The 25,673-nt window shown below is 67.9% G+C and carries 21 protein-coding genes; 4 read left to right on the top strand and 17 right to left on the bottom strand.

Going from position 1 to position 25,673, the window contains the following annotated elements; translation table 11 throughout:
* Positions 1-15 precede the first annotated feature (15 nt).
* Complete coding sequence (locus tag E0T84_RS11455) at positions 16-1,422, bottom strand: glycine--tRNA ligase (RefSeq protein ID WP_138744508.1); 1,407 nt, start codon at positions 1,420-1,422, stop codon at positions 16-18.
* Between the two features lie 173 nt (positions 1,423-1,595).
* On the opposite strand from E0T84_RS11455, the gene E0T84_RS11450 reads away from it, so the two are divergent.
* Both E0T84_RS11450 and E0T84_RS11445 read left to right on the top strand, forming a co-directional pair.
* Positions 1,596-1,889, top strand: a complete 294-nt coding sequence (locus E0T84_RS11450; RefSeq protein WP_234998594.1) for a helix-turn-helix transcriptional regulator — start codon at positions 1,596-1,598, stop codon at positions 1,887-1,889.
* The gene (locus tag E0T84_RS11445; protein WP_070943427.1) at positions 1,886-2,284 is read left to right on the top strand and encodes a Fur family transcriptional regulator; all 399 of its coding nucleotides are present in this window, start codon (positions 1,886-1,888) and stop codon (positions 2,282-2,284) included. The genes E0T84_RS11450 and E0T84_RS11445 overlap by 4 nt, the downstream gene beginning before the upstream one ends.
* Positions 2,285-2,287: 3 nt before the next feature.
* Here E0T84_RS11445 and E0T84_RS11440 read toward each other — a convergent pair whose 3' ends face one another.
* From E0T84_RS11440 to recO, 4 genes are read right to left on the bottom strand one after another with little or no spacing between them, the layout of a single operon-like run.
* Positions 2,288-2,707 carry an NUDIX domain-containing protein gene (locus E0T84_RS11440; RefSeq protein WP_138744507.1) on the bottom strand — a complete coding sequence of 140 codons (420 nt, stop codon included), beginning with the start codon at positions 2,705-2,707 and terminating at the stop codon, positions 2,288-2,290.
* Complete coding sequence (locus E0T84_RS11435) at positions 2,704-3,150, bottom strand: hypothetical protein (protein ID WP_070943429.1); 447 nt, start codon at positions 3,148-3,150, stop codon at positions 2,704-2,706. The genes E0T84_RS11440 and E0T84_RS11435 overlap by 4 nt, the downstream gene beginning before the upstream one ends.
* Position 3,151: 1 nt before the next feature.
* The gene (locus E0T84_RS11430; RefSeq protein ID WP_070189106.1) at positions 3,152-4,045 is read right to left on the bottom strand and encodes a decaprenyl diphosphate synthase; all 894 of its coding nucleotides are present in this window, start codon (positions 4,043-4,045) and stop codon (positions 3,152-3,154) included.
* A complete protein-coding gene (recO, locus tag E0T84_RS11425; protein WP_070943431.1) occupies positions 3,981-4,835 on the bottom strand; it encodes a DNA repair protein RecO in 855 nt (284 codons plus the stop codon). The genes E0T84_RS11430 and recO overlap by 65 nt, the downstream gene beginning before the upstream one ends.
* Positions 4,836-4,898: 63 nt before the next feature.
* Here recO and E0T84_RS11420 point away from each other — a divergent pair, with 63 nt between their 5' ends.
* Positions 4,899-6,407: an amidase gene (locus tag E0T84_RS11420; RefSeq protein WP_138744506.1), complete on the top strand. Its 1,509-nt coding sequence runs from the start codon at positions 4,899-4,901 to the stop codon at positions 6,405-6,407.
* 5 nt (positions 6,408-6,412) lie between these two features.
* Here the strand turns inward: E0T84_RS11420 and era are convergent, their stop codons facing one another.
* The 8 genes from era to hrcA form a co-directional block, all read right to left on the bottom strand.
* Complete coding sequence (gene era / locus E0T84_RS11415; protein WP_138744505.1) at positions 6,413-7,321, bottom strand: GTPase Era; 909 nt, start codon at positions 7,319-7,321, stop codon at positions 6,413-6,415.
* Complete coding sequence (locus E0T84_RS11410) at positions 7,318-7,635, bottom strand: cytidine deaminase (protein ID WP_138744504.1); 318 nt, start codon at positions 7,633-7,635, stop codon at positions 7,318-7,320. Before E0T84_RS11410 ends, era begins: the two co-directional genes overlap by 4 nt.
* Positions 7,628-8,929: a hemolysin family protein gene (locus tag E0T84_RS11405; RefSeq protein WP_070943434.1), complete on the bottom strand. Its 1,302-nt coding sequence runs from the start codon at positions 8,927-8,929 to the stop codon at positions 7,628-7,630. The genes E0T84_RS11410 and E0T84_RS11405 overlap by 8 nt, the downstream gene beginning before the upstream one ends.
* The gene (gene ybeY, locus E0T84_RS11400; protein ID WP_070943435.1) at positions 8,926-9,462 is read right to left on the bottom strand and encodes an rRNA maturation RNase YbeY; all 537 of its coding nucleotides are present in this window, start codon (positions 9,460-9,462) and stop codon (positions 8,926-8,928) included. The genes E0T84_RS11405 and ybeY overlap by 4 nt, the downstream gene beginning before the upstream one ends.
* Positions 9,459-10,505, bottom strand: a complete 1,047-nt coding sequence (locus tag E0T84_RS11395) for a PhoH family protein (RefSeq protein ID WP_070943436.1) — start codon at positions 10,503-10,505, stop codon at positions 9,459-9,461. Before E0T84_RS11395 ends, ybeY begins: the two co-directional genes overlap by 4 nt.
* A 238-nt stretch (positions 10,506-10,743) precedes the next feature.
* The gene (locus E0T84_RS11390; protein ID WP_138744503.1) at positions 10,744-11,493 is read right to left on the bottom strand and encodes a 16S rRNA (uracil(1498)-N(3))-methyltransferase; all 750 of its coding nucleotides are present in this window, start codon (positions 11,491-11,493) and stop codon (positions 10,744-10,746) included.
* A 15-nt stretch (positions 11,494-11,508) separates the two neighbouring features.
* Complete coding sequence (gene dnaJ / locus E0T84_RS11385; protein WP_070943438.1) at positions 11,509-12,651, bottom strand: molecular chaperone DnaJ; 1,143 nt, start codon at positions 12,649-12,651, stop codon at positions 11,509-11,511.
* A 43-nt stretch (positions 12,652-12,694) separates the two neighbouring features.
* On the bottom strand, positions 12,695-13,726 hold the full coding sequence (gene hrcA / locus E0T84_RS11380; RefSeq protein WP_070943439.1) for a heat-inducible transcriptional repressor HrcA: 1,032 nt from the start codon (positions 13,724-13,726) through the stop codon (positions 12,695-12,697).
* A gap of 205 nt (positions 13,727-13,931) precedes the next feature.
* Between hrcA and E0T84_RS11375 the strand changes: the two genes are divergently transcribed.
* Entirely contained in the window at positions 13,932-14,246 is a 315-nt protein-coding gene (locus E0T84_RS11375) for a type II toxin-antitoxin system VapB family antitoxin (RefSeq protein ID WP_036394222.1), read from the top strand.
* A gap of 6 nt (positions 14,247-14,252) precedes the next feature.
* Here the strand turns inward: E0T84_RS11375 and E0T84_RS11370 are convergent, their stop codons facing one another.
* Genes E0T84_RS11370 through E0T84_RS11355 form a run of 4 tightly spaced genes read right to left on the bottom strand, consistent with a single transcriptional unit; the run spans position 14,253 to position 25,672 of the window.
* On the bottom strand, positions 14,253-14,471 hold the full coding sequence (locus E0T84_RS11370) for an MbtH family protein (protein ID WP_070943440.1): 219 nt from the start codon (positions 14,469-14,471) through the stop codon (positions 14,253-14,255).
* Positions 14,449-15,750, bottom strand: coding sequence for an NADPH-dependent L-lysine N(6)-monooxygenase MbtG (gene mbtG, locus E0T84_RS11365; RefSeq protein WP_070943441.1), 1,302 nt, complete (start codon positions 15,748-15,750; stop codon positions 14,449-14,451). The genes E0T84_RS11370 and mbtG overlap by 23 nt, the downstream gene beginning before the upstream one ends.
* Positions 15,747-20,180, bottom strand: a complete 4,434-nt coding sequence (locus tag E0T84_RS11360) for a non-ribosomal peptide synthetase (RefSeq protein ID WP_138744502.1) — start codon at positions 20,178-20,180, stop codon at positions 15,747-15,749. The genes mbtG and E0T84_RS11360 overlap by 4 nt, the downstream gene beginning before the upstream one ends.
* On the bottom strand, positions 20,177-25,672 hold the full coding sequence (locus E0T84_RS11355; protein ID WP_249383620.1) for a non-ribosomal peptide synthetase: 5,496 nt from the start codon (positions 25,670-25,672) through the stop codon (positions 20,177-20,179). Before E0T84_RS11355 ends, E0T84_RS11360 begins: the two co-directional genes overlap by 4 nt.
* Position 25,673 lies beyond the last annotated feature (1 nt).

Below are 25,673 nucleotides of genomic sequence, written 5' to 3'. Positions count from 1 at the left end.
CGTGAGCGGAGAAAGTCAGCAGCCCTTGAGCCGCACCGCCAGGTAGTCGGACACCTTGTCCAGCGCGATGCGTTCCTGGGTCATGGCGTCGCGCTCGCGAATGGTGACCGCGTTGTCCTCCAGGGTGTCGAAATCGACCGTCACGCAGTACGGCGTGCCGATCTCGTCCTGGCGGCGATAGCGGCGACCGATGGCACCGGCGTCGTCGAACTCGACGTTCCAGTTCCTGCGCAATTCGGCGGCCAGGTCGCGGGCCTTGGGTGACAGGTCGGCGTTGCGCGACAGCGGCAGCACGGCAGCCTTGACGGGCGCCAGGCGCGGATCGAGCTTGAGCACGGTGCGCTTGTCCACACCGCCCTTGGCGTTGGGAGCCTCGTCCTCGGTGTAGGAGTCGACCAGGAACGCCATCAGCGAGCGGGTCAAACCGGCCGCCGGCTCGATCACGTACGGCACGTACCGGGTGTCGGCGCCCTGATCGTAGAAGGACAGATCGACACCGGAATGCTTTGCGTGCGTAGATAAGTCGAAGTTGGTGCGGTTGGCGACGCCTTCCAGCTCACCCCACGGATTGCCGGCGAAACCGAACTTGTACTCGATGTCGACCGTGCCGTCGGAATAGTGCGACAGCTTCTCCTTGGGGTGGTCGTACAGGCGCAGGTTGTCCCGGTCGATACCGAGGTCGACGTACCACTGCAGCCGGGTCTCGATCCAGTACTTGTGCCATTCGCCGGCGGTGGAGGGCTCGACGAAGAACTCCATCTCCATCTGCTCGAACTCGCGGGTGCGGAAGATGAAGTTGCCGGGGGTGATCTCGTTGCGGAAGCTCTTGCCGATCTGGCCGATGCCGAACGGCGGCTTCTTGCGCGCAGTGGTGACCACATTGGCGAAGTTGACGAAGATGCCCTGGGCGGTCTCCGGGCGCAGGTAGTGCAGACCCTCTTCGGACTCGATCGGGCCGAGGTAGGTCTTGAGCATCATGTTGAAGTCACGCGGCTCGGTCCACTGGCCCTTGGTGCCGCAATCGGGGCAGACGATCTCGTCCATCGACACCGCGTCGGGACTCGCGAGGCCCTTCTTCGCTCCGGCCTTTTCGAAGTAGGCCTCCTGCATGTGGTCCTGCCGGTGCCGCTTGTGGCAGTTCAGGCACTCCACCAGCGGATCGTTGAAGACGTCAACGTGACCGGAGGCCACCCACACCTGCCGCGGCAGGATGATCGCGGAGTCCAGGCCGACGACATCGTCGCGGCCGGTGACCATGGACTTCCACCACTGCCGCTTGATGTTCTCCTTGAGCTCGACACCTAGCGGCCCGTAATCCCACGCGGACTTGGTGCCGCCGTAGATCTCTCCGGACTGGTAGACCAGGCCACGGCGTTTCGCCAGGTTCGCAACGGTGTCGATGATCGAAGAAGACGGAGCCACGGTCCAACAGCGTAGCGACCAGCGCACCGGCAGCGATAATCCGCCGCGACCGTCGGGGCGGTTGACATGCGATATCACGCATGTATCCTGGCCCCATAATGGAAACGATTTCCAATATCACCGTAAACCAGCACGACGACGCACGCGAGCACAACGCCACCCCAGCGTCGGAAATGCCGCCGCGCGAGGTGCTCGTCACCGCAGGTGAACTGCTGCGTGCCCTGGCCGCGCCACTGCGAATCGCCATCGTCCTGCAGCTGCAACAGTCCCAACGCTGCGTCCACGAATTGGTCGACGCGCTTGCCGTGCCGCAGCCGCTGGTGAGCCAGCATCTGCGGATCCTCAAGCAGGCCGGCGTGGTCGCCAGCGAGCGCTCGGGACGTGAGGTGCTCTACCACCTCGTCGACCATCACCTGGCCCACATCGTCGCCGACGCGGTCGCCCACGCCAGCGAGGAACCGCGGTGACGGGCGCAGTCCGGTCGACGCGCCAGCGCGCGGCCATCGCCGATCTGCTCAACGAGACGGAGGGATTCCGCTCCGCCCAGGAACTGCACGACGAGTTGCGCCGCCGCGGCCAGGGCATCGGTCTGACCACGGTGTACCGCACGCTGCAGACGATGGCCACCACCGGCAGCGTCGACACACTGCGCACCGACACCGGGGAATCGGTGTACCGGCGCTGCTCGGAGCACCACCACCACCATCTGGTGTGCCGGGAATGCGGCGCCACCGTCGAGATCTCGGGTGGTCAGGTCGAGAAGTGGGCCGCCGACGTGGCCCGCGAGCACGGCTTCTCCGACGTCAGCCACACCATCGAGATCTTCGGGATGTGCCGCGCCTGCGCCAGCGAGGGCAGCTGAGTTTCACACCTGGGGCCGCTGAGCCCGATCGCGTACCAGCGCCAGCACGGTGTGCTCGGTGAGCGGCGCCAGCCGAATCCCGCCCGGCGCGAACGGGTCAACCCACAGCATCTCCTCGATCTCGGCCCGCACCTGCGCCGCACCGTCCAAGCTGACCAGGTAGAGCCACGCATCGACGAAGTGGCCGGGTTCATTGGCGGCCGGCGCGGTGAAGTGGCCGAGCTCCTCGGCCGCCGAAGTATCGAATCCGACCCCGAGTTCCTCACCGACCTCGCGAGCCAAGGCCTCGACAGGCTGCTCCCCCGGCTCGATTTTCCCACCGGGTTGCATGAACGCCGTCGTGCCGCGCTTGCGGACCACCAGTAACCGGTAGTGCTCATCGAGCACCACGGCCGCGACGATCCGGATGACCGGAACGCTCACGACATCAGATCGCGGCGCACATCGGCACCCGTGGCCAGCACCATCAGGATCAACGTGCGCAGCGCGTCATCGGTGAGCCCGGCCGCCGGGAAGTTGTAGCGCAGCATCACATCGGCGACCTTCTTGGCCGGCCGCTTGCGGGAAGCACCCTTGGGAGTCGCACCGTTCGTGGGGGTCTCGACCAACTTCTCCACCAGCACCACCGTGCCCAGCATGGTCTTGCCGGCATGCTCGGATACCCGCTCGCGAATCTTGTTGTTCAGCGGCAGATCCCAAGCCAAGGGCTGGGTCAGCGAAACCATCTCCAAGCCCTCCGCGATGGCCACCACCCGCACCGAGGCCACCGAACCGTCGACCGTCACGGTCAGCGCGGCGTCCGGTTCCTCGACGACAGACATCACCTCGCTCAGCGCCGAGGACAACTGCTGCAGGAGGCCGGGCATATCAGGCCCTGCCGAAGCGACGGTTACGGTTCACGTACTCCTCGCAGGCCGCCCACAAGTCGCGCCGGTCGTAGTCGGGCCACAGCTTGTCCTGGAACACGAACTCGGCGTAGGCCGCCTGCCACAGCAGGAAGTTGCTGGCCCGCTGCTCCCCCGAGGTCCGGATGAACAGATCCACGTCGGGAATGTCGGGACGGTGCAAATGCTTGGCGAACGACGCCTCGCTGATGCGGCCCGGGTTGATCTTGCCCTCGGCGGCCTCGGCGGCCAGGGCCTGCGCGGCCTCGACGATCTCGGTGCGCCCGCCGTAGTTGACGCAATAGTTGACGGTGATGACGTCGTTACCGACGGTCATCTGCTCGGCGATGTCGAATTCCTTGATGACGCTGCGCCACATCTTGGGCCGCGACCCGACCCAGCGCATGTTCACACCCATGGCGTTCAGGTTCTCCCGGCGGCGGCGCACCACCTCCCGGTTGAACCCCATCAGGAACCGGACCTCCTCGGCGCTGCGCTTCCAGTTCTCGGTGGAGAACGCGTACACGCTCAAATGCTTGATGCCCAGTTCGATCGCACCGCAGGTGATGTCGATCAGCACCGCCTCGCCCATCTTGTGGCCCTCGGTACGTCCCAGGCCGCGCTGGGTGGCCCACCGACCGTTGCCGTCCATCACCACGGCGACGTGGTTGGGGACCTGATCGGCCGGGATCCTCGGCGCAACCGCCTTGGAGGTGTGCTGAGGTGGGCGCGCGAAGCGGCCGTTGGTGCCGGCCGGGATCTCGGGGAAGACGACGGGCCAAGTCGAGGTGTCCGGGAAGACCGGATAGTCCTCAGGCGCCGGGGGCAGCTGTGGGTAGGCCGACTTGCCCCGCTTCCCGTCCTTCGTCAATGCCATGGCTCATATCCTGCCTGACCAGCGTGGCGCGCTGTTCGGCGACTGTCCGATCGATCCGGTACACCCGCTCGACCAGAGGCAATGTCCGAAGTTGGCGCTCCAGATGCCATTGCAGATGCGCCGCGATCAGTCCGCTGGCCTGGCTGCGATGTCCCGAAGAGGAGGCCTCGGCGTACTCCCAGTCCCCCTCGTGCAGCGCCGACATCAGTTCCAGTACGGGCTGCGGCGGGGTGCTGGATCCGCTGGGCCGACAGTGCACGCACACACTGCCGCCCGCGGCGACGTGGAACGCCCGGTGCGGACCCGGCGCGGCGCAGCGCGCGCACTCGGTCAGCGCCGGCGCCCACCCTGCGATCGTCATCGCCCGCAGCAAGTAGGAATCGAGAATCAGCTCACGGGCCCGACGGCCGTCGGCGATGGCGCGCAGCGCAGCCACCGTGAGCCGGTGCAGCTCAGGCATCGGCGCCCGCTCCTCCCCGGCCAGCCGCTCGGCGGTCTCCAACATCGCGCACGCGCTGGTGTAACGGCCGTAATCGCTGACGATGTCGGCGGCGAACGCGTCGATCGCCTGAACCTGGGTGACGATGTCGAGGTTGCGTCCCGGGTGCAGTTGCACGTCGATGTGAGCAAACGGTTCCAGCCGGGCACCGAACTTGCTGCGGGTACGCCGAACCCCTTTGGCCACCGCGCGCACCAAACCATGGTCGCGGGTGAGCAGGGTGACAATCCGGTCGGCCTCGCCGAGCTTGTGCTGGCGCAGCACCACCGCCCGGTCCCGGTACAGCCGCATCGTGACAGTGTCGCACCAAGGCCGGACAGGTTCTGTTACGCACCGCCGATATCCTCGAAAGTGATGGCCAAATCTGCGACTTCCGACCCGACTTCCCGCCCTTCTGCGCCCCTTTTCCCTACGTTGACCCATCAGCTGTACCAACTTGCCAGCGGCGCAATCACTTCTGACGAACTGGTACGTCAGACCCTGCATGCCATCACCGCGAGCCAATCCACCCTCAACGCATTCCGCGTCGTGCTGACCGAGCAGGCACTGGCTGACGCCGCCAAGGCCGATGTGGCTCGCTCAGCCGGCAAACAACTCCCGCTCCTGGGAATTCCGATCGCGGTCAAAGACGACGTGGACATCGCCGGCGTGCCCACCCGATTCGGCCTCGAGGGCGACGCGCGCGTCGCCACCGACGACGCCGAGGTGGTACGGCGCCTGAAGGCCGCCGGCGCGGTGATCGTCGGGAAGACCAACACCTGTGAGCTCGGGCAGTGGCCGTTCACCGGCGGGCCGGGATTCGGCCACACCCGCAACCCGTGGTCGCGCAAACACAGTCCGGGCGGATCCTCCGGCGGCAGCGCCGCCGCCGTCGCCGCGGGCCTGGTGACCGCGGCCATCGGATCCGACGGCGCGGGCAGTGTCCGAATTCCCGCGGCGTGGACGCATCTGGTGGGCATCAAGCCGCAGCGCGGACGCATCTCCACCTGGCCCCTGCCCGAGGCGTTCAACGGCATCACCGTCAACGGGGTGCTGGCCCGCACTGTCACCGATGCGGCCCTCGTACTGGACGCCGCGTCCGGCAATGCCGAGGGCGACCTGCACAAGCCGGCCCCGATCCAGGCCGCCGAGTACGTCGGCCGCGCCCCGGGGCCGCTGCGGGTGGCGATGTCGACGAAGTTCCCTTTCACGGGCTTCCCCGCCACGCTGCACCCCGAGATCCGCGACGCCCTTCAGACCGTCGCCGATCAGCTCGGGCACCTGGGCCACACCGTGGTGGCCAAAGACCCCGATTACGGCCTGCGAATGTCGTGGGACTTCCTGGCCCGCTCGACTGCGGGCCTGCTGGACTGGGCCGAGCGGCTCGGCGATGTGCCCTACGACGAGCGCACCGTGGTCAACATGAGGATCGGGCGGGTGCTGTCACAGGACATCCTGCGCAAGGCCCGCGCCCACGAGGCCGCCGCGCAACGCCGCATTTCGTGGATCTTCAACCTCGTCGACGTCATCATCGCCCCGACCACGGCCCAACCACCGCCGCTCACACACGAATTCGACCGGCGCGGCTGGTCTGCCACCGAACGCGCGTCGATCGCCGCCTGCCCGGTGACGTGGCCGTGGAACCTGCTGGGCTGGCCGTCGATCAACGTGCCCGCGGGGTTCACCTCCGACGGCCTGCCGATCGGTGTGCAACTGATGGGCCCGGCAGACAGTGAGCCGCTACTGATCTCGCTGGCGGCCGAGTTGGAGGCGATCACCGGCTGGGCCGCCAAGCAGCCCGAGGTCTGGTGGAACGCCCCGGCCCAGACCGACGCATCCCAAGCCGCGGCCGCGATCAACGGGCTCGACCGGCGGGCCGGCTAGGCGGTTCAGAACCCGAGCCGCCCCAACTGTTTGGGGTCGCGCTGCCAGTTCTTGGCGATCTTGACTCGAAGGTCGAGATAAACCTTTGTGCCGAGTAATTTCTCGATCTGAGTGCGGGCGGCAGTGCCAACCTCGCGCAGCCGGGCACCGCCCTTGCCGATCACGATGCCTTTCTGGCTGTCGCGCTCGACGTACAGGATGGCGTGCACGTCAACAAGTGGGCTCAGATCGTCGCGACCTTCTCTATCGGATACCTCTTCGATGACAACCGCCAGCGAGTGCGGCAGCTCGTCGCGCACACCTTCCAGAGCGGCCTCACGGATGAGCTCGGCCATCAGGACTTCTTCCGGCTCGTCGGTCAGCTCACCGTCGGGGTAATAGGCTGGCCCCGGCGGTAGTTTCGAGACGAGGACGTCGGTGAGCACGTCGAGTTGTTCGTTCGCGGTAGCCGAAACCGGCACGATGTCGGTGTCCGGCCCGACCAGCTCGCTGACCGCGAAAAGCTGCTCGGCCACACGATCTTTGGACACCTTGTCGGTCTTGGTGACAACGGCGATCAGGGTGGTTTTCGGCGCCACCGCGCGGATCTGCTGATAGATCCAGCGGTCACCCGGACCGATGCGTTCATCGGCCGGGATGCACAACCCGATCACGTCGACCTCGGAGTAGGTGTCCTTGACCAGATCGTTGAGCCGTTGTCCGAGCAAGGTTCGCGGCCGGTGCAGACCGGGAGTGTCAACCAGGATGATCTGAAAGTCCTCGCGGTGCACGATGCCGCGGATCGTGTGCCGCGTGGTCTGCGGCCGGTTCGAGGTGATCGCGACCTTCTGACCGACCAGGGCGTTGGTCAACGTCGACTTGCCGGTGTTGGGTCTACCGACGAAACAGACGAAGCCGGAACGGAATTCGGTCATACCGGTTTTCCCGCCCGGTCAGTGACGATCACCGAGGCGTCGCCGGACAGTTCCCGGACCGCGGCCACGCCGGCGTCCTCGGTGCTACCACCGACCAGCACGGCGGCCTCCAGCCCGGTGGCGCCGCTGGACACGGCGGCGGCCACCGCCGCCTGCAGCGCGGTCAGCTGCAATGCGGCCAATGCCACCGGCGCACCGGCATAGGTGCGGCCGTCCTGATCGCGCACCGCGGCACCCGAGGATGCCTCGGCGCGGCCCATCGCGCCGCGGGCCAGCACCACGAGCTTGTTGTCTTCTGCGTCGAGCTCACTCATCGGTACCTCGGATCTCCTGTTCCTCAGATTCAGCCGGGCTCACCAGAACTGTGCCGATCCGCACCCGCCCGCGATGGTCGGAACCGCCCTCGGCGCGCAGCCGCAGGCCATCCCACGTCACTTCGGCGCCGGGCAGCGGCACCCGGCCCAATTCGAATGCCACCAGGCCGCCGACGGTGTCCACGTCGAGATCCTCGTCGGCCTCCAGCCCGTACAGTTCGCAGAGGTCTTCGATCGCCAGCCGTGCCGACACCCGGTACTGGCGGTCACCGAGTTCTTCGACCGGGGCCACCTCGTCGGTGTCGTACTCGTCGGCGATCTCGCCGACGATCTCCTCGAGAACGTCCTCGATGGTGACCAGCCCGGCGATCGCACCGTATTCGTCGACGAGCAGCGCCATGTGGTTGCGGTCGCGCTGCATCTCGTTGAGCAGTTCGTCGAGCGGCTTGGAGTCCGGGACGAACACCGCCGGGCGCATCACCTGCGCCACACTGGTGTCGCGGCCGCCGTTGGTCGAGTAGTAGGTCTGCTGGACAAGATCTTTCAGATAGACCACACCGACGATGTCGTCGACGTTCTCGCCGACCACCGGGATGCGGGAATGTCCGCTGCGCACCGCCAACGACGTGGCTTGGCCGGCCGATTTGTCACTCTCGATCCACACCATCTCGGTACGCGGCACCATGACCTCGCGGGCCGGGGTATCCCCCAGTTCGAACACCGACTGGATCATCCGGCGTTCTTCGTCGGCCACCACCCCGCGCTGCTGGGCCAGGTCGACGACCTCCCGCAGCTCGATCTCGGAAGCGAACGGGCCGTTGCGGAAACCACGGCCCGGTGTCAGTGCGTTACCGATCAGCACCAGCAGCCGGCTGATCGGGGTGAGCAACACCGAGATGGCCTGCAACGGCAATGCCGAGAGCAACGCGATGGAGTACGCGTTCTGCCTGCCGACGGTGCGCGGGCCGACACCGATGGCCACGAAGCTCGTCACCACCATGATGGCCGCCGAGGCCACCAGACCCCAACTGACACCGAGATGTCCGTCCAGGAACGACACGAGCAGGACTGTGGCACTGATCTCGCAGGTAATCCTCAGCAGGACAACAAGATTAATGTAGCGGGGGCGTTCGGCGACCACGCGGCTGAGCCGGGCGGCGCCCGGGCGCTCGTCGCGGACCAGTTCCTCGATGCGCGCGATCGAGACGGTGGACAGCGCGGCGTCGATGGCCGCGAACAGGCCCCCGAAACCGACCAGCACCACGGCGCCGAGCAGCGGAAGTATGCCGGTCACGGTTCGTCGAAATATCGAGACTTGTCCAGCAGGCGCTGATCTTTCTCGCTCTGCCGGTCGGCGTGGTATGCCTCGACCTGATCAGCCACCCACTCCTCGAGGAGCTGACGCTGCAGCGCGAACATCTCTTTTTCCTCGTCGGGTTCGGCGTGGTCGTAGCCGAGCAGATGCAGCACCCCGTGCACGGTCAGCAGGGCCAGCTCCTGGCCCAGCGAGTGCCCGGCCTTGGCAGCCTGCTGTTCGGCGAACTCCGGGCACAACACGATGTCGCCGAGCATCGACGGACCCGGCTCGGGAGAATCCGGCCGTCCCCCGGGCTCCAGCTCGTCCATCGGGAAGCTCATCACGTCGGTGGGGCCGGGCAGGTCCATCCACCGCATGTGCAGGTCGGCCATGGCGGCGCTGTCCACCAGCACCATCGACAGCTCAGCCGCCGGGTTGACGTCCATCTTCGCGATGACGAAGCGCGCCACGCTGATCAGTTCGTCCTCGGAGACATCGATGCCCGACTCGTTCGATACCTCGACGCTCATCTGCGAGGCCGCCCGTTCGACGAACGGCGTTGGGCCCGGTTGAGCAATGCCGGCTCCTCGTGTCGGGCGTAGGCCTCCACGATCTCGGATACCAGGCGGTGCCGGACCACGTCGGCACTGGTGAGTTCGGCGAAGTGGATGTCTTCGACATCGTCGAGGATGTGCATCGCGGCCCGCAGGCCCGACCGGGCTCCGCCCGGCAGGTCGACCTGCGTGATGTCGCCGGTGACAACGATTTTCGAGCCGAACCCCAGACGGGTCAGGAACATCTTCATCTGCTCGGCGGTGGTGTTCTGCGCCTCGTCGAGGATGATGAACGCATCGTTGAGGCTCCTACCACGCATAAATGCCAGTGGCGCCACCTCGATCACCCCCGCGGCCAACAGGTTCGGAATCGCCGCCGGATCCATCATGTCGTGTAGCGCGTCATAGAGCGGCCGCAGATACGGGTCGATCTTCTCCGTCAGCGTGCCGGGCAGAAAGCCGAGGCGTTCACCGGCTTCCACTGCGGGCCGGGTCAGGATGATCCGGTTGACCTGCTTGGACTGCAGCGCGCTGACCGCCTTGGCCATCGCCAGGTAGGTCTTGCCGGTACCGGCCGGACCGATGCCGAACACGATGGTGTGCTCATCGATGGCGTCGACGTAGCGCTTCTGGTTGAGCGTCTTGGGCCGGATGGTCTTGCCCCGGCGGCTCAAGATGTCGAGGGTCAGTATCTCGGCCGGGGACTCGTCCTCGGTGCCGGTGAGGATGGCGACGCTGTGGCGCACCGTCTCCGGCGTGACCGCCTGCCCACTGGAGGCAACGGCGATCAACTCGGCAACCACGCGCTCGGCCAGCGCGACATCAGCGGGCTCACCGGTGAAGGTGATCTCATTGCCGCGGGCGTGCAGGTCGGCGGTCAGAAGTCGTTCGAGGGCCCGCAGATTCCCATCAGCCGAGCCGAGCAGGCCCACGACGATGTCGGGCGGAACAGTGATGCTGCTGCGGACCGATTCCGATGAGGTGGCCGACGAGTCAGCGGTCGTGTCGCGGGGCGTCACGTGGAGTTTGTGCCTGCTTTCCGTGTTCTCGTGACGGCCGGCTGCCGTCCGTGCTGTCGTCAGTTTACCGCTGGTCAACGACACGCCCCACCCGTTGAGCGAGCTGAGCACGGCGGCGAACCCCAGGTTGGGCGAAAAACCAGGTCAAGGCTCCCCCAACAGCGCCGCTTTCGACACCGTGGCTGCCCTTGTCCCACTGAGCACGACCCTGCGGTAGAAAACGACGCCGAGTGGAGCGCTAGATCTCCCAGCGCGCCGTCAGCGCACCGATGGCGCCCAAGGCCACCGCGGCCGCCGTCGACGTGCGCAGCACGGTCGGGCCCAGCCGGACGGCCTTCGCCCCGGCCCCGGTCAGCGCGGCGATCTCCTCGTCGGCGATGCCGCCTTCGGGTCCGATGATGAGGATCAACGAATCCGCTAGGGCCAGCGGCAGTTCAGCGAGCGGCGCGGTGGCCGACTCGTGCAGGGCGAGCACCACTGCCCCGCCGGTGACGGCGTCGCTGACCCGCCGGGTCAGCGCCGTCGTCGACACCACACCGTCCACCGCCGGGACGTAGGCGCGCCGAGACTGCCGGGCCGCCGAGCGAGCCACCGCCTCCCAGCGCCGCAGGCCCTTGTCCACCTTCGGGCCGTCCCAGCGGGCCACGCACCGAGCGGCCTGCCAGGCCACGAACCCGTCCGCGCCCGCCTCGGTCGCCAGCTCGACGGCCAGCTCCGAGCGATCCGATTTGGGCAGCGCCTGCACCACGGTGACGGCCGGACGCGGCGGCGCAATGGCGACCCGTTCGGTCACCCGCGCCGACAACCGGCCCTTGGCGGTCTCCTCGACGACACAGTGCGCCAGGGTCCCGGCACCGTCGCTGAGGTCGATGTGTTCTCCCACACGGATCCGACGCACGTTGGACGCGTGGAAGCCCTCGTCGCCGTCGACGACGGCCAACTCCCCCGCGCCCGGCAGCGCGTCGACATAGAAAAGCGCTGCACTCACGGCGTCAGCTCCGCGTCAGCGGCCGGAGAACGTCTCACGCAGCCGGCTGAACAGACCGCCCGAGCTCCCCGAGGCCTGCGTCGAACGCACTTCCGCGGCGTCGCGGCTGCGGTTCTCCTTCAGCTTGCGCAGCAGGTCGATGTCGGTGCTGTCCAGCCGCGCCGGCACCACTACGTCGACGTGAGCGTGCAGGTCACCGCGCACCCCGGAGCGCAGGTGCGGCATGCCGTGGCCACGCAACGTGGTGACAGCCCCGGGTTGCGTGCCCGCGGCGATGGTCAGCTCGGTCGGTCCGTCGAGGATCGCGTCGACGGTGACGGTGGTGCCCAGCGCAGCGTCGACCATCGGCACCGAGACGGTGCAGTGCAGGTCGTCGCCGTCGCGGACGAAGGTCTCGTGTTGCTTCTCGTGGACTTCCACGTAGAGATCACCGGCGGGACCACCGCCCGGCCCGACCTCGCCCTGGGCGGCCAGGCGCACCCGCATGCCGTCACCGACGCCGGCCGGAATCTTCACGCTGATCTCGCGACGGGCGCGCACCCGGCCGTCGCCGCCGCAGCGGTTGCAGGGATCGGGGATCACTTCGCCGATCCCCCCGCACACCGGGCAGGGGCGGGTGGTCATGACCTGACCCAGCAGCGAGCGCTGCACGGTCTGGATCTCGCCGCGGCCGTCGCAGGTGTCGCAGGCAACCGGCGTGGAGTTGCCGTTGGTGCCCTTGCCGTGGCACAGGTCGCACAGGACCGCGGTGTCCACGGCCACCTGCTTGGTCACGCCGGTCGCGCACTCCGCCAGGTCCAGCCGCATCCGCAGCAACGAATCGGCGCCGGGCCGCACTCGGCCGACCGGTCCGCGCGACGACGGCCCGCCACCGAAGAATGCCTCGAAGACATCGCCCAGACCGCCGAACCCGCTGAAGCCGCCGGGCGCGCCGCCCACCGATTCCATCGGGTCGCCGCCCATGTCGACGATGCGACGCTTCTCCGGATCCGACAGCACCTCGTATGCCACCTGGATCTCGGTGAACCGGGCCTGCGCCTCCTCGTCGGGGTTGACGTCGGGATGCAGCTCACGCGCCAGCCGTCGGTAGGCACGTTTGACCTCCGAATCGCTCGCGCCTTTGCTCACTCCGAGCAAGCCGTAATAATCGCGTGCCACGCTGACCTTGCCTGACCTTTCTGTGCCGGACGAACCGGCTGCCTTACCGAGTACCTAGGACTTCGCCGATGTACAGAGCAACCGCCGCCACGTTGGCGATAGTTCCCGGATAGTCCATTCGGGTGGGACCCACCACACCCATGCCGCCATACACCTTGCCCGAACTGCCGTACGTGGTGCTGACCACCGATGTTCCCAGCATCTGTTCGGCCTCGGTCTCATGACCGATCCGCACGGTAACCTTGCCCGCTTCCTGTTGGGCCGCCAACAACCGCAGGACCACCACCTGCTCCTCCAGCGCCTCCAGCACCGACCGCAGCGATCCGCCGAAATCGGCGGTGTTGCGGGTCAGGTTGGCGGTGCCACCGAGGAGCAACCGTTCCTCGGTGTGCTCCACGAGTGTCTCAACCAGTACGGTCGCCGACCGTCCGACCGCGTCCGCCAGGGCTCCCTGGCCGTTGAGATGGGTTGCCAGATCGCTGACCGCGATCGACGCCGCCGTCAGCGGCTTGCCTTCCAGCGCCTGTCCCAACATCTCGCGCAGCTTGGACAGCTCGTGCTCGTCGATGGCATCGCCGAGCTCCACGATGCGCTGATCGACCCGGCCCGAATCGGTGATGACCACCAACAGCAGCCGCGCCGGGGTCAGCGCCACCACCTCGAGATGGCGTACGGACGAGGTGGACAGCGTCGGGTACTGCACGATCGCGACCTGCCGGGTGAGTTGCGCGAGCAGTCGCACAGCGCGACGCAGCACGTCGTCCAGGTCGACCCCGGACTCCAGGAACGACAGGATGGCGCGACGCTCCGACGAGGACAACGGCTTGACGTTGTCGATCCGGTCGACGAACTCGCGGTAGCCCTTCTCGGTGGGCACCCGGCCCGAGCTGGTGTGCGGCTGGGTGATGTAGCCCTCGGCTTCCAGCACCGCCATGTCGTTGCGGACCGTAGCGCTCGACACACCGAGATTGTGGCGCTCCACCAGGGTCTTGGAGCCGATGGGCTCCTGGGTGGCCACGAAGTCGGCGACGATGGCACGCAGCACCTCGAATCGACGTTCGTCGGCACTCCCCACCAGTTCACCTACCCTTCGCAGCGGCGATGTCTTTATTTTGCTCGCTTCATTTTACCGATCAGCAGCGGGTTTACCGATTGCGCAGTCAGCGCCCGGCGTCACCGGGCCGACCGATACCGACGCAGGCAGCGACCCGCGAACGTATAGCCTAGGCACCTATGCCGATGGCAACACCGCGCAGCACTGCGACGGAGGCGGGCCGGCGATGATCTTCAAAGGCGTCCAGGAGGGAAAACCCTACCCGGAGCACGGGCTCTCCTACCGGGACTGGTCCCGCATCCCGCCGCGCCAACTGCGCCTCGATGAGCTCGTCACCACCACCACGGTGCTCGCCCTGGACCGGCTGCTGTCCGAGGACTCGACCTTCTACGGCGACCTGTTCCCGCACGCGGTGAAATGGCGCGGCGACATCTATCTCGAAGACGGCCTGCACCGGGCCGTGCGCGCGGCACTGCGGAACCGCACCATCCTGCACGCGAGGGTGTTCGACATGGACGCCCTCGCACCGAACCCGGCCTGACCAGCGTCAGGTGCTGCTACTCATCGCCTCACGCAGGCTGCCGGGCCGTAGATCGGTCCAGTTGGCCTCCACGTAGTCCAGGCATTCAGCCCGACCGGCCTCGCCGAAGACCACCCGCCAGCCGGCCGGCAGATCGGCGAACGCCGGCCACAGGCTGTGCTGGTCCTCGGCGTTGACCAGGACATAGAACGTGGCGTTCTCGTCATCGAACGGATTGGTACTCATCGAGTCTCCTCATCGAGGGGTGGGCCAGGTCGGCGCCCAGCACACGGTCGGACAACAGGCCGAGGCAGCTCAGGTTCGGGAAGCCCGGGCCTTGAGTGAGCCCGGCCAGCCCCGGAAGGAACAACTTGGGGAACACATCGGTGAGCGCCAGATCATGGCCGACGTTCTCCTGCAGCGTTTCACTGGTCAGCGGACCGCCGAGGCCCAGCTCGAGCAGGTCCAGCGCGTCCTGGCTGAACAACGGGGCGAACCACAACGCGTCGGCGCCGGACCCGTCGATCACCAGATCGAAGCCGTGCACGGTCTCGACCGCTTCACCCCCGGTGTTGGTAGACAGCGTCAACCGGATCCGCTCGTCACGTGCCACCGCGTGCGCCACCCGGCCACGCAGGTGCCGGATCCGGTCGTCGGCCAGCAAGGCATCCTGCACTCGTGCCGAGAACACACCACGGTCGGTGCGCGCCAGCGCATCCCGGCGCTCGGCCAGCGTCAGCCCGGTCCATCCGGTGGGATCCGAGAACAGGGTGTTCTCGAAGAATCCTTCACCACGGGTGAACAGGGTGACCGTCGGCGAGATCACCGTAATGGTCGAAACCCGGTGGCGGAAAAGCTCGTTGAGCATCGACGCGGCCGTCTCGCCGCCGCCGATCACCGCCACGCGCTCGGCCGTGATGAGCTCATGCTTGCCGGCCTGATGCCAGAACTGCGCGATCGACATCACCCGGGGGTTGCCCGGCAGCACCGAGCGTTCGGCCTGCCCGGGCCCGGTGATCATCAGACCGTCGGCGCTGACTGCGTCCTCTGCGGTGTGCAGGACCCACCGTTGTGCATCCGCGTCGACCGAGATCTGTTCCACCTCACCGGAAACCACGGTCATACCGATGTCGTCGGCCACCCAACCCAAGTACTGACTCCAGCGCTTGTGGGTCGGGGCGGGCCGGCCGCGGTCCACCCATTCGGCAAATCCTCCGGTGGCGATCAGGTAGGCCTGCCAGCTGTGCCGGGTCATCCGCTCGTCGAGTTCGGCATTGCGCCGTGGCACCAGAGACGACCGGTACGGGAAACCGACGTCCTTTTCGGGTCCGGTACCCAGACGATGGTTGCCGTCGGTCCAGCCGCCGACGGCCTGCCAGTTGGCGGCCACCCCGGACCGCTCGACGACGACGACCTCCGGTGCCGGCACGCCCATCGCCCGCAACTCAGCGGCTTTGGCCGCGACAGCGATCGCCTTGGGTCCGGCTCCGATGACGGCCAAGGTGGGGGCCGATGGGGCACTCATGTGGTCACCTCTCGCAACACCTCTCGCAATGCGTCCAGCCACATCGCCTGCATGGCGGCGATGTCATCGGCGGACAGAATGTCGGGCAGGGTCCGCCATTGGGTGCCGAGCACGGCGGACCCGTCGCGGTCGATCACCGCGGCCATGATCGTCAACTCGTGGCGCACAGCGACATTCGGTTCGGGAATCGGGGTCACATCGGTCTGCAGCGACCGGTCCTGCAGCAGCGCATGATCTGATGCATCGAGCTCGATCCGGCCCAGGTAGTTGAGCAGCACCTGCGGATCACGGTGCGCGCTCAGCCGTTCGGCGGTGTCCTCGCGCAGATAACGCAGCAGCCCATAGTCGATCGCATCGCCGGGGATCGTTGCCATCTGCGCGGTCACGCCGCGGGCGTCGTCGGCTTTCAGCCGCAGCGGGTAGATCATGCTGAGCAGACCGGCGGTGTCACCGGTGTCCACCTCGTCGTGCTGTGACACCACGGCGTCGGACCGACCGTGGGTCTCCAGCGCCAGCAGCGCCGCCGGGGTCGGCTGGTTCCGGTGGCGACGCCAATCAGTCAGGGCGCGAGCCGTAGCCGCGGCCAGCACATCGGTCACCGGGACCGGGCCGGTCAGCAGGCGGGCAGTCACCTGGGGATCGGCGAGGGACATCGTGATGGTCACGCCCGCCATCCGGTCGGTGGTGGGATCGATCCGGCGGGCACCGATGTCGGGGTCCTCGCCCTCGAACTGCCGCTCCCAGAAGTCGCAGGTGTCGAGCTCGGCCGCCCGTTCGGCGAGCAGACGCGACCACCGCCGTAACGACGTGTGTTCGCGGACCGGCAACGGAGTGCGTCCGGAAGCCAGGGCATGCCAGGCGTTTTCGAGTTCGCCGACCAGGATCCGCCACGAGGCCGGATCGAGCGCCAGCACGTGGGCGGTCAGGATCAGCAGGCCACCGTGCACCGCAGGGTGGTGCAACCAGACCGCGTCGAGCATCGATCCGTTCTGTGGATCCATGCGCTGCACCGAGAGCTCGGCCTGTTCGGCAACCGCGGCGTTGAGGTCACCGGCGCCGGTCGCTTCCGAGAGCACCTCGCCCGGCGTGTGCGCAACCAACGCACCAGCATCGCGGTCCAGCCGGGTACGCAACACCTCGTGGCCGTCGATCACGTTGCGCAACAGGGCTTCCAGGTGCGGGCGGGTGATGTCGCCCGGCAGCCGGAACACCTCGGTCTGGGCGAGCCGGCGTGGGTCGCCGTATTGGTACAGCCACCGCCCGTTGGGCAGCAGCGGGATGGGGCCCAACGTTTCCGGCGCTTCGTCGGTCGCACCCTCGGAGCGCTCGACGGCCGCCGCGTCGGCGTCGACCGCGGCCGCGAGTTCGCGAATGGTGGCGCAGTCCAGCATCAACCGGGCGCGCAACGCCACACCGCGGCGCCGCACTGCCTGCACGACCGACAGCGCCACGATGCTGTCCAGCCCGAGATCGAGGAAGTCGGCGGTGACATCGACACCGGAACCCTCGGGTGTCCCAAGAACCTCGGCCAGCACCTCGGCGAGCACCCGCTCGGTCTCGGTGGCCGGCTGTTCGGCCCCTTCGGCGGACGTACCGGTGCCGACCGCGGCCAGTGCGGCATCGTCGACTTTGCCGTTGGTGGTCAGCGGAATCTCGTCGACCGCCACGATGTGGTGTGGCACCAGATGCCTTGGCAGCGCGGTGGTCAACATGCGGCGCAGCTCGCCGGGCTGGGTGTCGGTGACCACATAGGCGACCAGTCGCGGCCCGCTGCGGTGGTGCCGTACCGCCACGTGGGCATGCCGAACCCCGGGATGGGCGTGCAGCGTTGCGGCCACCTCGCCGGGTTCCACCCGGAAGCCACGGATCTTGACCTGATCGTCGCTGCGGCCCAGAAATTCGAGGGCATTCGAGTCCGCTCGTCGGCGCACCACATCGCCGGTGCGGTACATGCGCCCGCCCGGCGTGAACGGGTCTGCGACGAACCGCGCGGCTGTCTCTCCAGGCCTACCGAGGTATCCGCGGGTCAATTGCCCACCGGCCAGATACAAGTCGCCGTAGATGCCGTCGGGAACCGGACGCAGCCACCTGTCGAGCACGTAGGCCGCGGTCGACTCAGTGGGATGACCGATGCACGGCTGCCGGTGCTCGGCGATGGTGGCCACGACGGCTTCCACCGTGGTCTCGGTCGGTCCGTAGCAGTTGTGTGCCGACATCCAGGTACGTTCACATTCGGCCTGGATCCCCTGCCAGGTCGCGGTGTCGATGGCTTCGCCGCCGAGCGCGAGCACCGCCAACGGCACGCGGCTGAGCAGGCCGGCGGCCCGCAGCGAGGCGAACATCGACGGGGTGGTGTCGATCATGTCGATCGCGAAGCGCCCGATGGTGTCCACCAGCGCCTCCGCATCGCGCTGCACGTCGTCGGAGACGATGTGCACCGTGTGCCCGGCGAGCAGGGCGGCCAGCGGCTGCCAGGCCGCGTCGAAGGTGAACGACCAGGCGTGCGCCACCCGCAGCGGGCGGCCCAGACGCTTGGCAGCGGGCTGCAACACCTGGTGGGCATGGTCGGCGCAGTAGGCAAGCAGGGCCTGATGGGTTCCGATGACGCCCTTGGGCTTTCCGGTGGTACCCGATGTGAACACTACATACGCGCCCTGCCCGGGACGTACCGGTGCGGGCCGGTAGCCGGCCTCGGGCTCGGAGTCGATGGAGGCCAGCAGCGTCTCGTCGACGACGAGCGCGCGCGGGCCCGCACCGATCTGGCGCAGGATCTCGGCCACCCGCTCATCGGGCATGGCCGGGTCGAGCGGCACGATCATCGCCCCCGCCTTGAGCACCGCGAGCATCGCCACCACGTAGTCGGGCCCGCGGCGCAACCGGATCGGGACCGGGGTCTCGTTGCCCACCCCGCGCCGGATGAGCTCGGCGGCCAGGCGATCGGCGGCGTCATCGAGCTCGCGGTAGCTGAGCTCTCCGCCGTCCCAACTCAGCGCCACCGAGCCGAGCCGCTCCTCGGCGTTCGCGCTGAAGACGGTGTGAAAGCCGGTGTGGGCTCGGTCCTCACCGGCGATGGCCGGTGCGCCGGCCGGTTGCAGATCGTCGTCGAGCGTGACAGCGACCTCGCGCAGCGGACGCTCCCAGCGGTCCAACAGCCGCTGCACCACAGCCAGCACCCGCAGTCCCAGAGCCTGTGGGTCGACCAACCCCAGTGCGCCGTCGAGGGTTTCGACGAGCACCGTGAGCCGGCCGTGGGTCGGATGCGCGGCGATGGTCACCGGGAAGTGCGACAGGCTCTCCAGGGCCGAGGGACGCAGCACCGCCCCGCCGAGCTCGAACTCGTCGCTGCCCACCAGACCGCCGGGCGGGAAGTTCTCGTACACCAGCAGCGTGTCGTACAGCTCGCCGATACCGCCGAGCGAACGCAACTCGGTGTGGCTGAGATAACTGTGCTCACGTAGTTCGGCGGCCTCACGCTGCAGCGCCAGGCATTGGCTGCCGACCGGCACGCCGGGATCCACCCGAACCCGCAACGGCACGGTGTTGATGAACAGACCGACCATCGACTCGACGCCGGCCAGCTCGTCCGGCCGGCCCGACACCGTGACGCCGTACACCACATCGGTACGGTCGGTGAAGACCGAAAGGATGGTGGCCCAAGCCATCTGGAACAGCGTGTTGACGGTGACGCCGCGTTGCCGGGCGGCCTCGAAGATCGCGGCGGACTTTTGCTCGTCGAGGTGCACCTCGGTGCGCGACGGCAGGCCCGGCTGTGTCTCCCGGCCCGCCAGCGCCGGGGACAACATCGTGGGGGCATCCAGGCCGTACAGATGGGCCTGCCAGCGCGCTCGGCTGGCCTGCTGATCGCGGCCGGCCAACCAGCCGATGTAGTCGCGGTACGGACGCACCGCGGCCGGCAATGCGGTCGCGTCGCCGTTGGCCCCGTACAGCGCGAGCAGCTCCCCGACGAAAACCGGAAGCGACCAGCCGTCGATCGCGATGTGATGGGCAACGATCACCAGACGCCAACGCAGCCCCGGCTTCTCGATGAGCAGGAAGCGGATCAGCGGCCCGCGTCCGAGGTCGAACCGCCGGGCCCGTTCCTCGGCTTCGAGGATGAGCGCCTGCTCGTCATCGGCCTGCAACTGCCGCCAGGGCAATTCGGTCGCGGCGGGAACCACCGCGACCGGGCGGCTCAGGTTTCCCTGAAAGAAGCTGGCCCGCAGGTTCGGATGCCGCACCAGCATCGCCTCGGCGCAGGTCCGCAACAGCTCGGCGTCCAACGCGCCGTCGACGTCGGCGGCCATCGCGATGACATATGGATCAGGGCCGCCGTCATCTTCGGTCAGGCCGGCCAGCGAGTAGAGCCCTTGTTGCAGGGGACTGAGCGCCAGCACGTCCTCGACGCCGGGCGGTGTCCCGGTGGTCGTCACGTCGAGGTCCCCTGGCCCTGGCCCCATCCCGCGGTCAGCGCAGCCAGTTCGTCGGGCGACAGACCCGATGCGGACATCGGCTCGTGATGCACATCTGCGGCTGAGGCCTGGGTGCCCGCCGCATCCACCGCAGTGGCCAGGTCCGCCAGCCCCGGGTGCTCGAACACCATGCGGGCCGTCAAGGCCATACCGGCGTCACGCGCCCGCGCGGCCAACTGCACGGCCAGGATGCTGTCGCCGCCCAAGGTGAAGAAGTCGTCGTACCGGCCGACCTCGGTGGCATCGAGCAGGTCGACGAGCATGGCCGCGAGCGTCTGCTCGGTGGCGGTGGCCGGCGGTTCCGACGGTGCCGCCGCGGCCACCCGCGGCCGGGTCAGGGAGGCCGACTCGATGTTGTCGACCACAGTGAGCACGGCGCCGGCGAATTCCTCGCCCAGCGCGGCCCGCACACTCTCCAGAAGAGTTTCGCCGTCGGCGGCCGTCGGCTCGGCCACCAGGTAGCCGGCCAGCGTGGTCGCGCCCCGAATGTCCCAATGCCGGGTCGCCGCGACCGCCACCCCGTCGAGCGCTTCCAGTGCGGCCTGCAGCCGGGGCTCACCGGTGGTGATCGGCTCCAGCCGGCCGTCGGTGGTCCAGCGCCCCCGGTCACCGGTGCGATACACGTGGCCGTCCCCAAAAGGATTGGGCGCGAAGCGCTGCGCGGCGAGTTCACTGGCAGTCCGGGCGGCTCCGGCTGCACGGCCGACCGCACCCCCTGCGTAATAGATGTCCCCCGTGACGCCGATGGCCACCGGCTGGAACCATTCGTCGAGCAGGTAGACGCGGTCGGCGCCCGCGGTCTGCGGCAGTCCGGCCGGCGGCACCGCTTTACGACTCCAGTCGTCGACCAGCAGGTCACGTTCGGACTCATCGATGACCGCGATGTCGCGCACCGTCTGATCGGCGTCAACGGCGAAGGCCTCGACGATGCGTTGCAGCCACTTCACCAGACGCTGCGCGGTGGCCGCCTCGTAGAGCTCGGTGCGGTAGATGACGGTGCCCTTGTAACCGGCGTCGGAGCCGGCTTGCGCGAAGAAGTTGAGCGACAAGTCGGCGTGGGCCACGTCGAAGGTGGGTTCCAGTGCGGTGAAACGGGTTTCACCGTCGGCGCCGGTGTCGATGACCTGCTCGGCCGGCATGTCCTCACGCACGTGCACCACCACACCGAACAGCGGGTTGCGCGCCAGCGAACGCACCGGGCTCACCGCGTCGACGACCCGGTCGAACGGCAGGTCCTGATGCTTGTAGGCGGCCAGCGCCATATCGCGGGACCGCCGCAGCACCTCACGCAAGGTCGGGTTGCCCGACAGGTCGTTGCGCAGCACCACGATGTTGATGAAGAACCCGATCAGCGCATCGAGTTCGGGCGCGGTACGCCCGGCCACCGGGGTGCCCAGCGCGATGTCGGTGCCCTGGCCGGCCTTGTGCAGGGCGATCGCGACGGCTGCCTGCAGCACCATGAACTCGGTGACCCCGAGTTCACGGCTGAGCTCGACGAGCTTGCCGCGCAAAGCCGGATCGATCTTGAAGTCGAGCGCCTTGCCCTCACCGGTCGGCACCGGCGGCCTCGGGAAGTCCGGCTGCAGGCCGTTCTCGACGTCTGTGTCTGCCGACAGCCCGGCGAGTTGCGTTGTCCAGTAGGAACGTTGTTCCTCGACGCGCTCGTCGTCGCCGGAGAGCAGCTGGGCCTGCCAGGCCGCGAAGTCCGCGTACTGTACCGGCAACGGCGCCCACTCGGGTGCGTGTCCGGCGCGGCGGGCATGGTAGGCGGTCAGCAGGTCGGTGAACAGCACCGTGCCGGACCAGTGGTCGGCGGCGATGTGGTGCACCACCAGCGAGAGCACGTGCTGCTCACGCGAGGAGCAAGAATCACGTGAGTATCGGGGCGACAATATCGCCGCGCGGACCGGCCACTCGTTCTCCAGGTCGAAGCAGTGTCGCCGTTCGGCATCGAGCTCGCCCTGCACCCAATCTTCACCGACGCCGTCGGCGCGACGCACCGTCACCGGGGCGACGGGATGGACCACCTGGTATGGCACACCGTCGATTTCGCGGTAGGTGGTGCGCAGGATCTCATGCCGGGCCACGATGTCGCTGACCGCGGCGGTCAGGGCCTCGACATCGCAGGGGCCGGTCAGTCGTGCGGCGAATGGCACGTTGTTGACCGGGTTGGGGCCGTCGATCCGGAACTGGAACCACTGGCGGTGCTGGGCCGCCGACATCTGCGCCGGACCGTCATGGGCGGTGGCGACGATGGCAGGCAGACCGGCGCCCAGACCCGAGTCGCGAAGCTCGTCGACCTTGGCCGCCAGGCCGGCCACCGTGGCGTTCTCGAAGACGTCGGCCACGCCGAGCTCGACGCCGCAACGAGCCCGAACGGCAGCGACAAGTTTGGTGGCCAGCAGTGAGTGACCGCCCAGATCGAAGAACGAATCGTCGGCTCCGACCCCGTCGCGCTCGAGCAACTCACCGAACAGGGCGACGATCGCGTGCTCGGTCTCGGTCTCCGGGGCACGGAATTCGGTGGCCGAACGGATCTCCGGCTCGGGCAGCGCCCGGCGGTCGATCTTGCCGTGCGCGGTGATCGGGATCTCGGCGAGCTCGACGAACGCCGCCGGGATCATGTACTCGGGCAACGCAGCAGTCACCCTGGCCCGGATGCGGTCGATCTCCACTCGCTCGGCGCCGGCGGCGGGCGTGATGTAGGCGACGAGGCTCTTGCCCAGCGACGGCAGGTCGCTGACCACCACCACGGCCTGGCCCACCGATGGGTCGACGGAGATGGCCGCGGAAACCTCACCCAGTTCGATTCGGAAGCCACGGATCTTGACCTGCTCGTCGGCGCGGCCGACAAATTCGATGTCACCGTCGGCGTTGCGCCGGGCCAAGTCACCCGAGCGATACATCCGTCCGCCGGGATTGAACGGGTCGGCGACGAACCGCTCGGCGGTCAGCCGCGGACGGTCGTGGTATCCGTGCGCCACATGTGTTCCGCCGATGTAGATCTCACCGATCACCCCGACCGGCACGGGCTGCAGCGCATCGTCGAGCAGGTGAATCGTGGTGTTGATCTTCGGCGTGCCGATCGGCACGATCCGCGCGCCCTGCTTGCCCTCCACCTTGTAGCGGGTGCAGTTGAGCACTGTTTCGGTGGGTCCGTAGAAGTTGTGCAGCAGGGAGTCGAACGTGGCCAGGAACTTGTCGGCGATCTCGCCGGGCAGTGCCTCTCCACCGATCGGCACGCGCTGCAGCGTGCGCCACTCGTTGACACCCGGCAGCGACAGGAACAGACCGAGCAGAGACGGAACGAAGTGCATCGAGGTGATGCCCTCGTTGCGCAGCAGGTCGGTGAGATATCCGATGTCACCCAGGCCGCCCGGCTTCGGGATCACCAGGCGTGCACCGGCGGCCAGCATGCCGAAGATCTCACCGATCGACACGTCGAAGCTCTGCGAGGCCACCTGCAGCAGGCGCTCGTCCTCGGACACCTGGTAGTCGCCGCCGAACCAGACGAAGTACTCGGCGATCGGCCGGTGCGGCACCGGCACACCCTTGGGCAGACCAGTGGACCCCGACGTGTAGATCAGGTATGCGGTGTTGTCCGGGCGTAGCGGCCGCACCCGCTCGGCGTCGGTGGGATCGGTGGCCGGGTAATTCTCCAGCCCGGTAACCGGCTCGCGCAGGATGGTTTTCGGGTTGGAGTCGGACAGGATGTAGGTGAGCCGGTCCTCGGGGTAGGTCGGGTCGACCGGCAGATACACCGCACCGGCCTTCACGATGCCCAGTGCCGTGACGACCAGTTCGGGCGACTTCTCCAACAGCACCGCCACCCGGTCTTCGGTGCCGATACCTTGTTTGATCAGCCAGTGCGCCAACCGGTTTGCCGACTCGTTGAGCTCGCGATAGGTGTAGTGCCGTCCCTCGTAGACCACCGCGACGGCGTCGGGGGTGCGGACGGCCTGCTCGGTGACCAGCGCCGCCAGGGTGGTCGCCGGCGTCTCGAACTGCTCACCGGTGGACACCGCGCGCAGCCACTCGGCGTCCTGGGCGGTGAACAATTCCAGCCGCGACAGCGGCCGATCGGGCTCGCCGAGTGCGCTGTCGAGCAGTACGGCGAAGTGCCGCAGCATCTGCGCGGCGAGTTCGGCATCGAGCACCTCGGTCAGGTGCTCGGCTTCCACCACCGCGCCGTCTGCGTCGAGCTCGACCATGAAGCCCAGTGGCAGCTGGGTGTGCTGCCCGCGCAGGTCGGCCCGCTCGCTTGTCACACCGTCGGGACTGAACCCGCCGCCGTCGGGCTCGCGGAACCCGAAGCTCACCCGCGTCATCCGCTCGGCGCCGTGGCGCCGGTCCGGGTTGAGCTCGGCCACCACCCGATCGAGATTGACCCGCTGGTGTGCGAACGCACCAATTGCGGTGTCCCTGGTGGCTGCCACCAACTCCCGGAACCCGGCCGAGCCCTGCGGCCGCAGCCGCATCGCCACCGTGTTGCCGTAGTAGCCGATGGTTTCGTCGGTGTCGCGATTCAGGACCGGGGTGGCGATCAGGAAATCGTCGGTGTGGGTGTAGCGGTAGATGAGTGCGCCGAAGGCGGCCAGCAGCACCATGTAGGGCGTGGCACCGGTCTCGCGGGCCAGCGCCGAAACCCGCGCAACCGTCTCGGCAGACAACCGCACGGTGCTGCGTTGTGACCGAAAACCGTTGGGTACCACCGACCCTGCCGGGCCGGGCAACTCCAGCGGCTCCGGCGGGTTCGCCAGTACCTCACGCCAGTACGCCAGATCCTCGTCGTCGTCGCCGGCTGCGGACACCGTCACGCTCGGCGTCTCGGCAAGCTGCTCGCCGGAATAGGCCCGGGTCAAGTCGGCGAAGAACACCCGCCACGATCCGTCGTCCCAGGCGATGTGATGTGCGACGAGCAGCATCACGTGTTCGGCCGGTCCGGTCTTGATCAACGAGATACGTAGCGGGGAATCGCTGCTCAGGTCGAAGGCGGTGCCGAACTCACGCTGGGCCAGCACCTCCAGACGCAGCTTGCGCGCCCGTTCGGATTTGTCGGACAGATCATGAACCGCCCACCCCGGCGCCAGGTCATCGTGGACCGTTGCGGTGGGCTCGCCGTTTTCGTCAGCGCGATAGGTGGTGCGCAGGATCGGGTGCCGCCGCGCCACGGCATTGAGGGCTTCGTGGAGCTTTTCGGGATCGATCACCCCGTGCAGCCGGTAGGACAAAGAGATGTTGAGCAGCACGCCGCTCGGGTCGAATCCCTGCACGAACCACATCCGGCGCTGCCCGTCGGACAGCACGGTCGGGTCGACCGGCGCGCTTTCGGTGCCCGTCGCTGGCCCGGATTCCGCACCCGACGCCGCCAGGCCCCGCTCGGCAAGCCTGCGCCGCATCAGCTCCAGACGCGCATCGGAGGTGCGGGGAGCTGCCGGATCGGCACTAACCATG

This window comes from Mycobacterium sp. DBP42, from assembly GCF_005924235.1.
Classification (GTDB): Bacteria; Actinomycetota; Actinomycetes; order Mycobacteriales; family Mycobacteriaceae; genus Mycobacterium; species Mycobacterium syngnathidarum.
Note: the sequence above shows the minus strand (reverse complement) of the source record. Positions and strands in the feature narration are given on the sequence as shown.

Bases quoted from the DNA above. Each gene is read 5' to 3' on its own strand.
- E0T84_RS11430 (WP_070189106.1), bottom strand. From the start codon at position 4,045: ATGGCATTGACGAAGGACGGGAAGCGGGGCAAGTCGGCCTACCCACAG.
- E0T84_RS11435 (WP_070943429.1), bottom strand. From the start codon at position 3,150: ATGCCCGGCCTCCTGCAGCAGTTGTCCTCGGCGCTGAGCGAGGTGATG.
- E0T84_RS11375 (WP_036394222.1), top strand. From the start codon at position 13,932: ATGATCTTCAAAGGCGTCCAGGAGGGAAAACCCTACCCGGAGCACGGG.
- E0T84_RS11410 (WP_138744504.1), bottom strand. From the start codon at position 7,635: ATGAGTGAGCTCGACGCAGAAGACAACAAGCTCGTGGTGCTGGCCCGC.
- recO (WP_070943431.1), bottom strand. From the start codon at position 4,835: ATGCGGCTGTACCGGGACCGGGCGGTGGTGCTGCGCCAGCACAAGCTC.
- E0T84_RS11370 (WP_070943440.1), bottom strand. From the start codon at position 14,471: ATGAGTACCAATCCGTTCGATGACGAGAACGCCACGTTCTATGTCCTG.
- E0T84_RS11355 (WP_249383620.1), bottom strand. From the start codon at position 25,672: ATGGTTAGTGCCGATCCGGCAGCTCCCCGCACCTCCGATGCGCGTCTG.
- mbtG (WP_070943441.1), bottom strand. From the start codon at position 15,750: ATGAGTGCCCCATCGGCCCCCACCTTGGCCGTCATCGGAGCCGGACCC.
- ybeY (WP_070943435.1), bottom strand. From the start codon at position 9,462: ATGAGCGTCGAGGTATCGAACGAGTCGGGCATCGATGTCTCCGAGGAC.
- E0T84_RS11420 (WP_138744506.1), top strand. From the start codon at position 4,899: ATGGCCAAATCTGCGACTTCCGACCCGACTTCCCGCCCTTCTGCGCCC.
- era (WP_138744505.1), bottom strand. From the start codon at position 7,321: ATGACCGAATTCCGTTCCGGCTTCGTCTGTTTCGTCGGTAGACCCAAC.
- E0T84_RS11450 (WP_234998594.1), top strand. From the start codon at position 1,596: ATGCCGCCGCGCGAGGTGCTCGTCACCGCAGGTGAACTGCTGCGTGCC.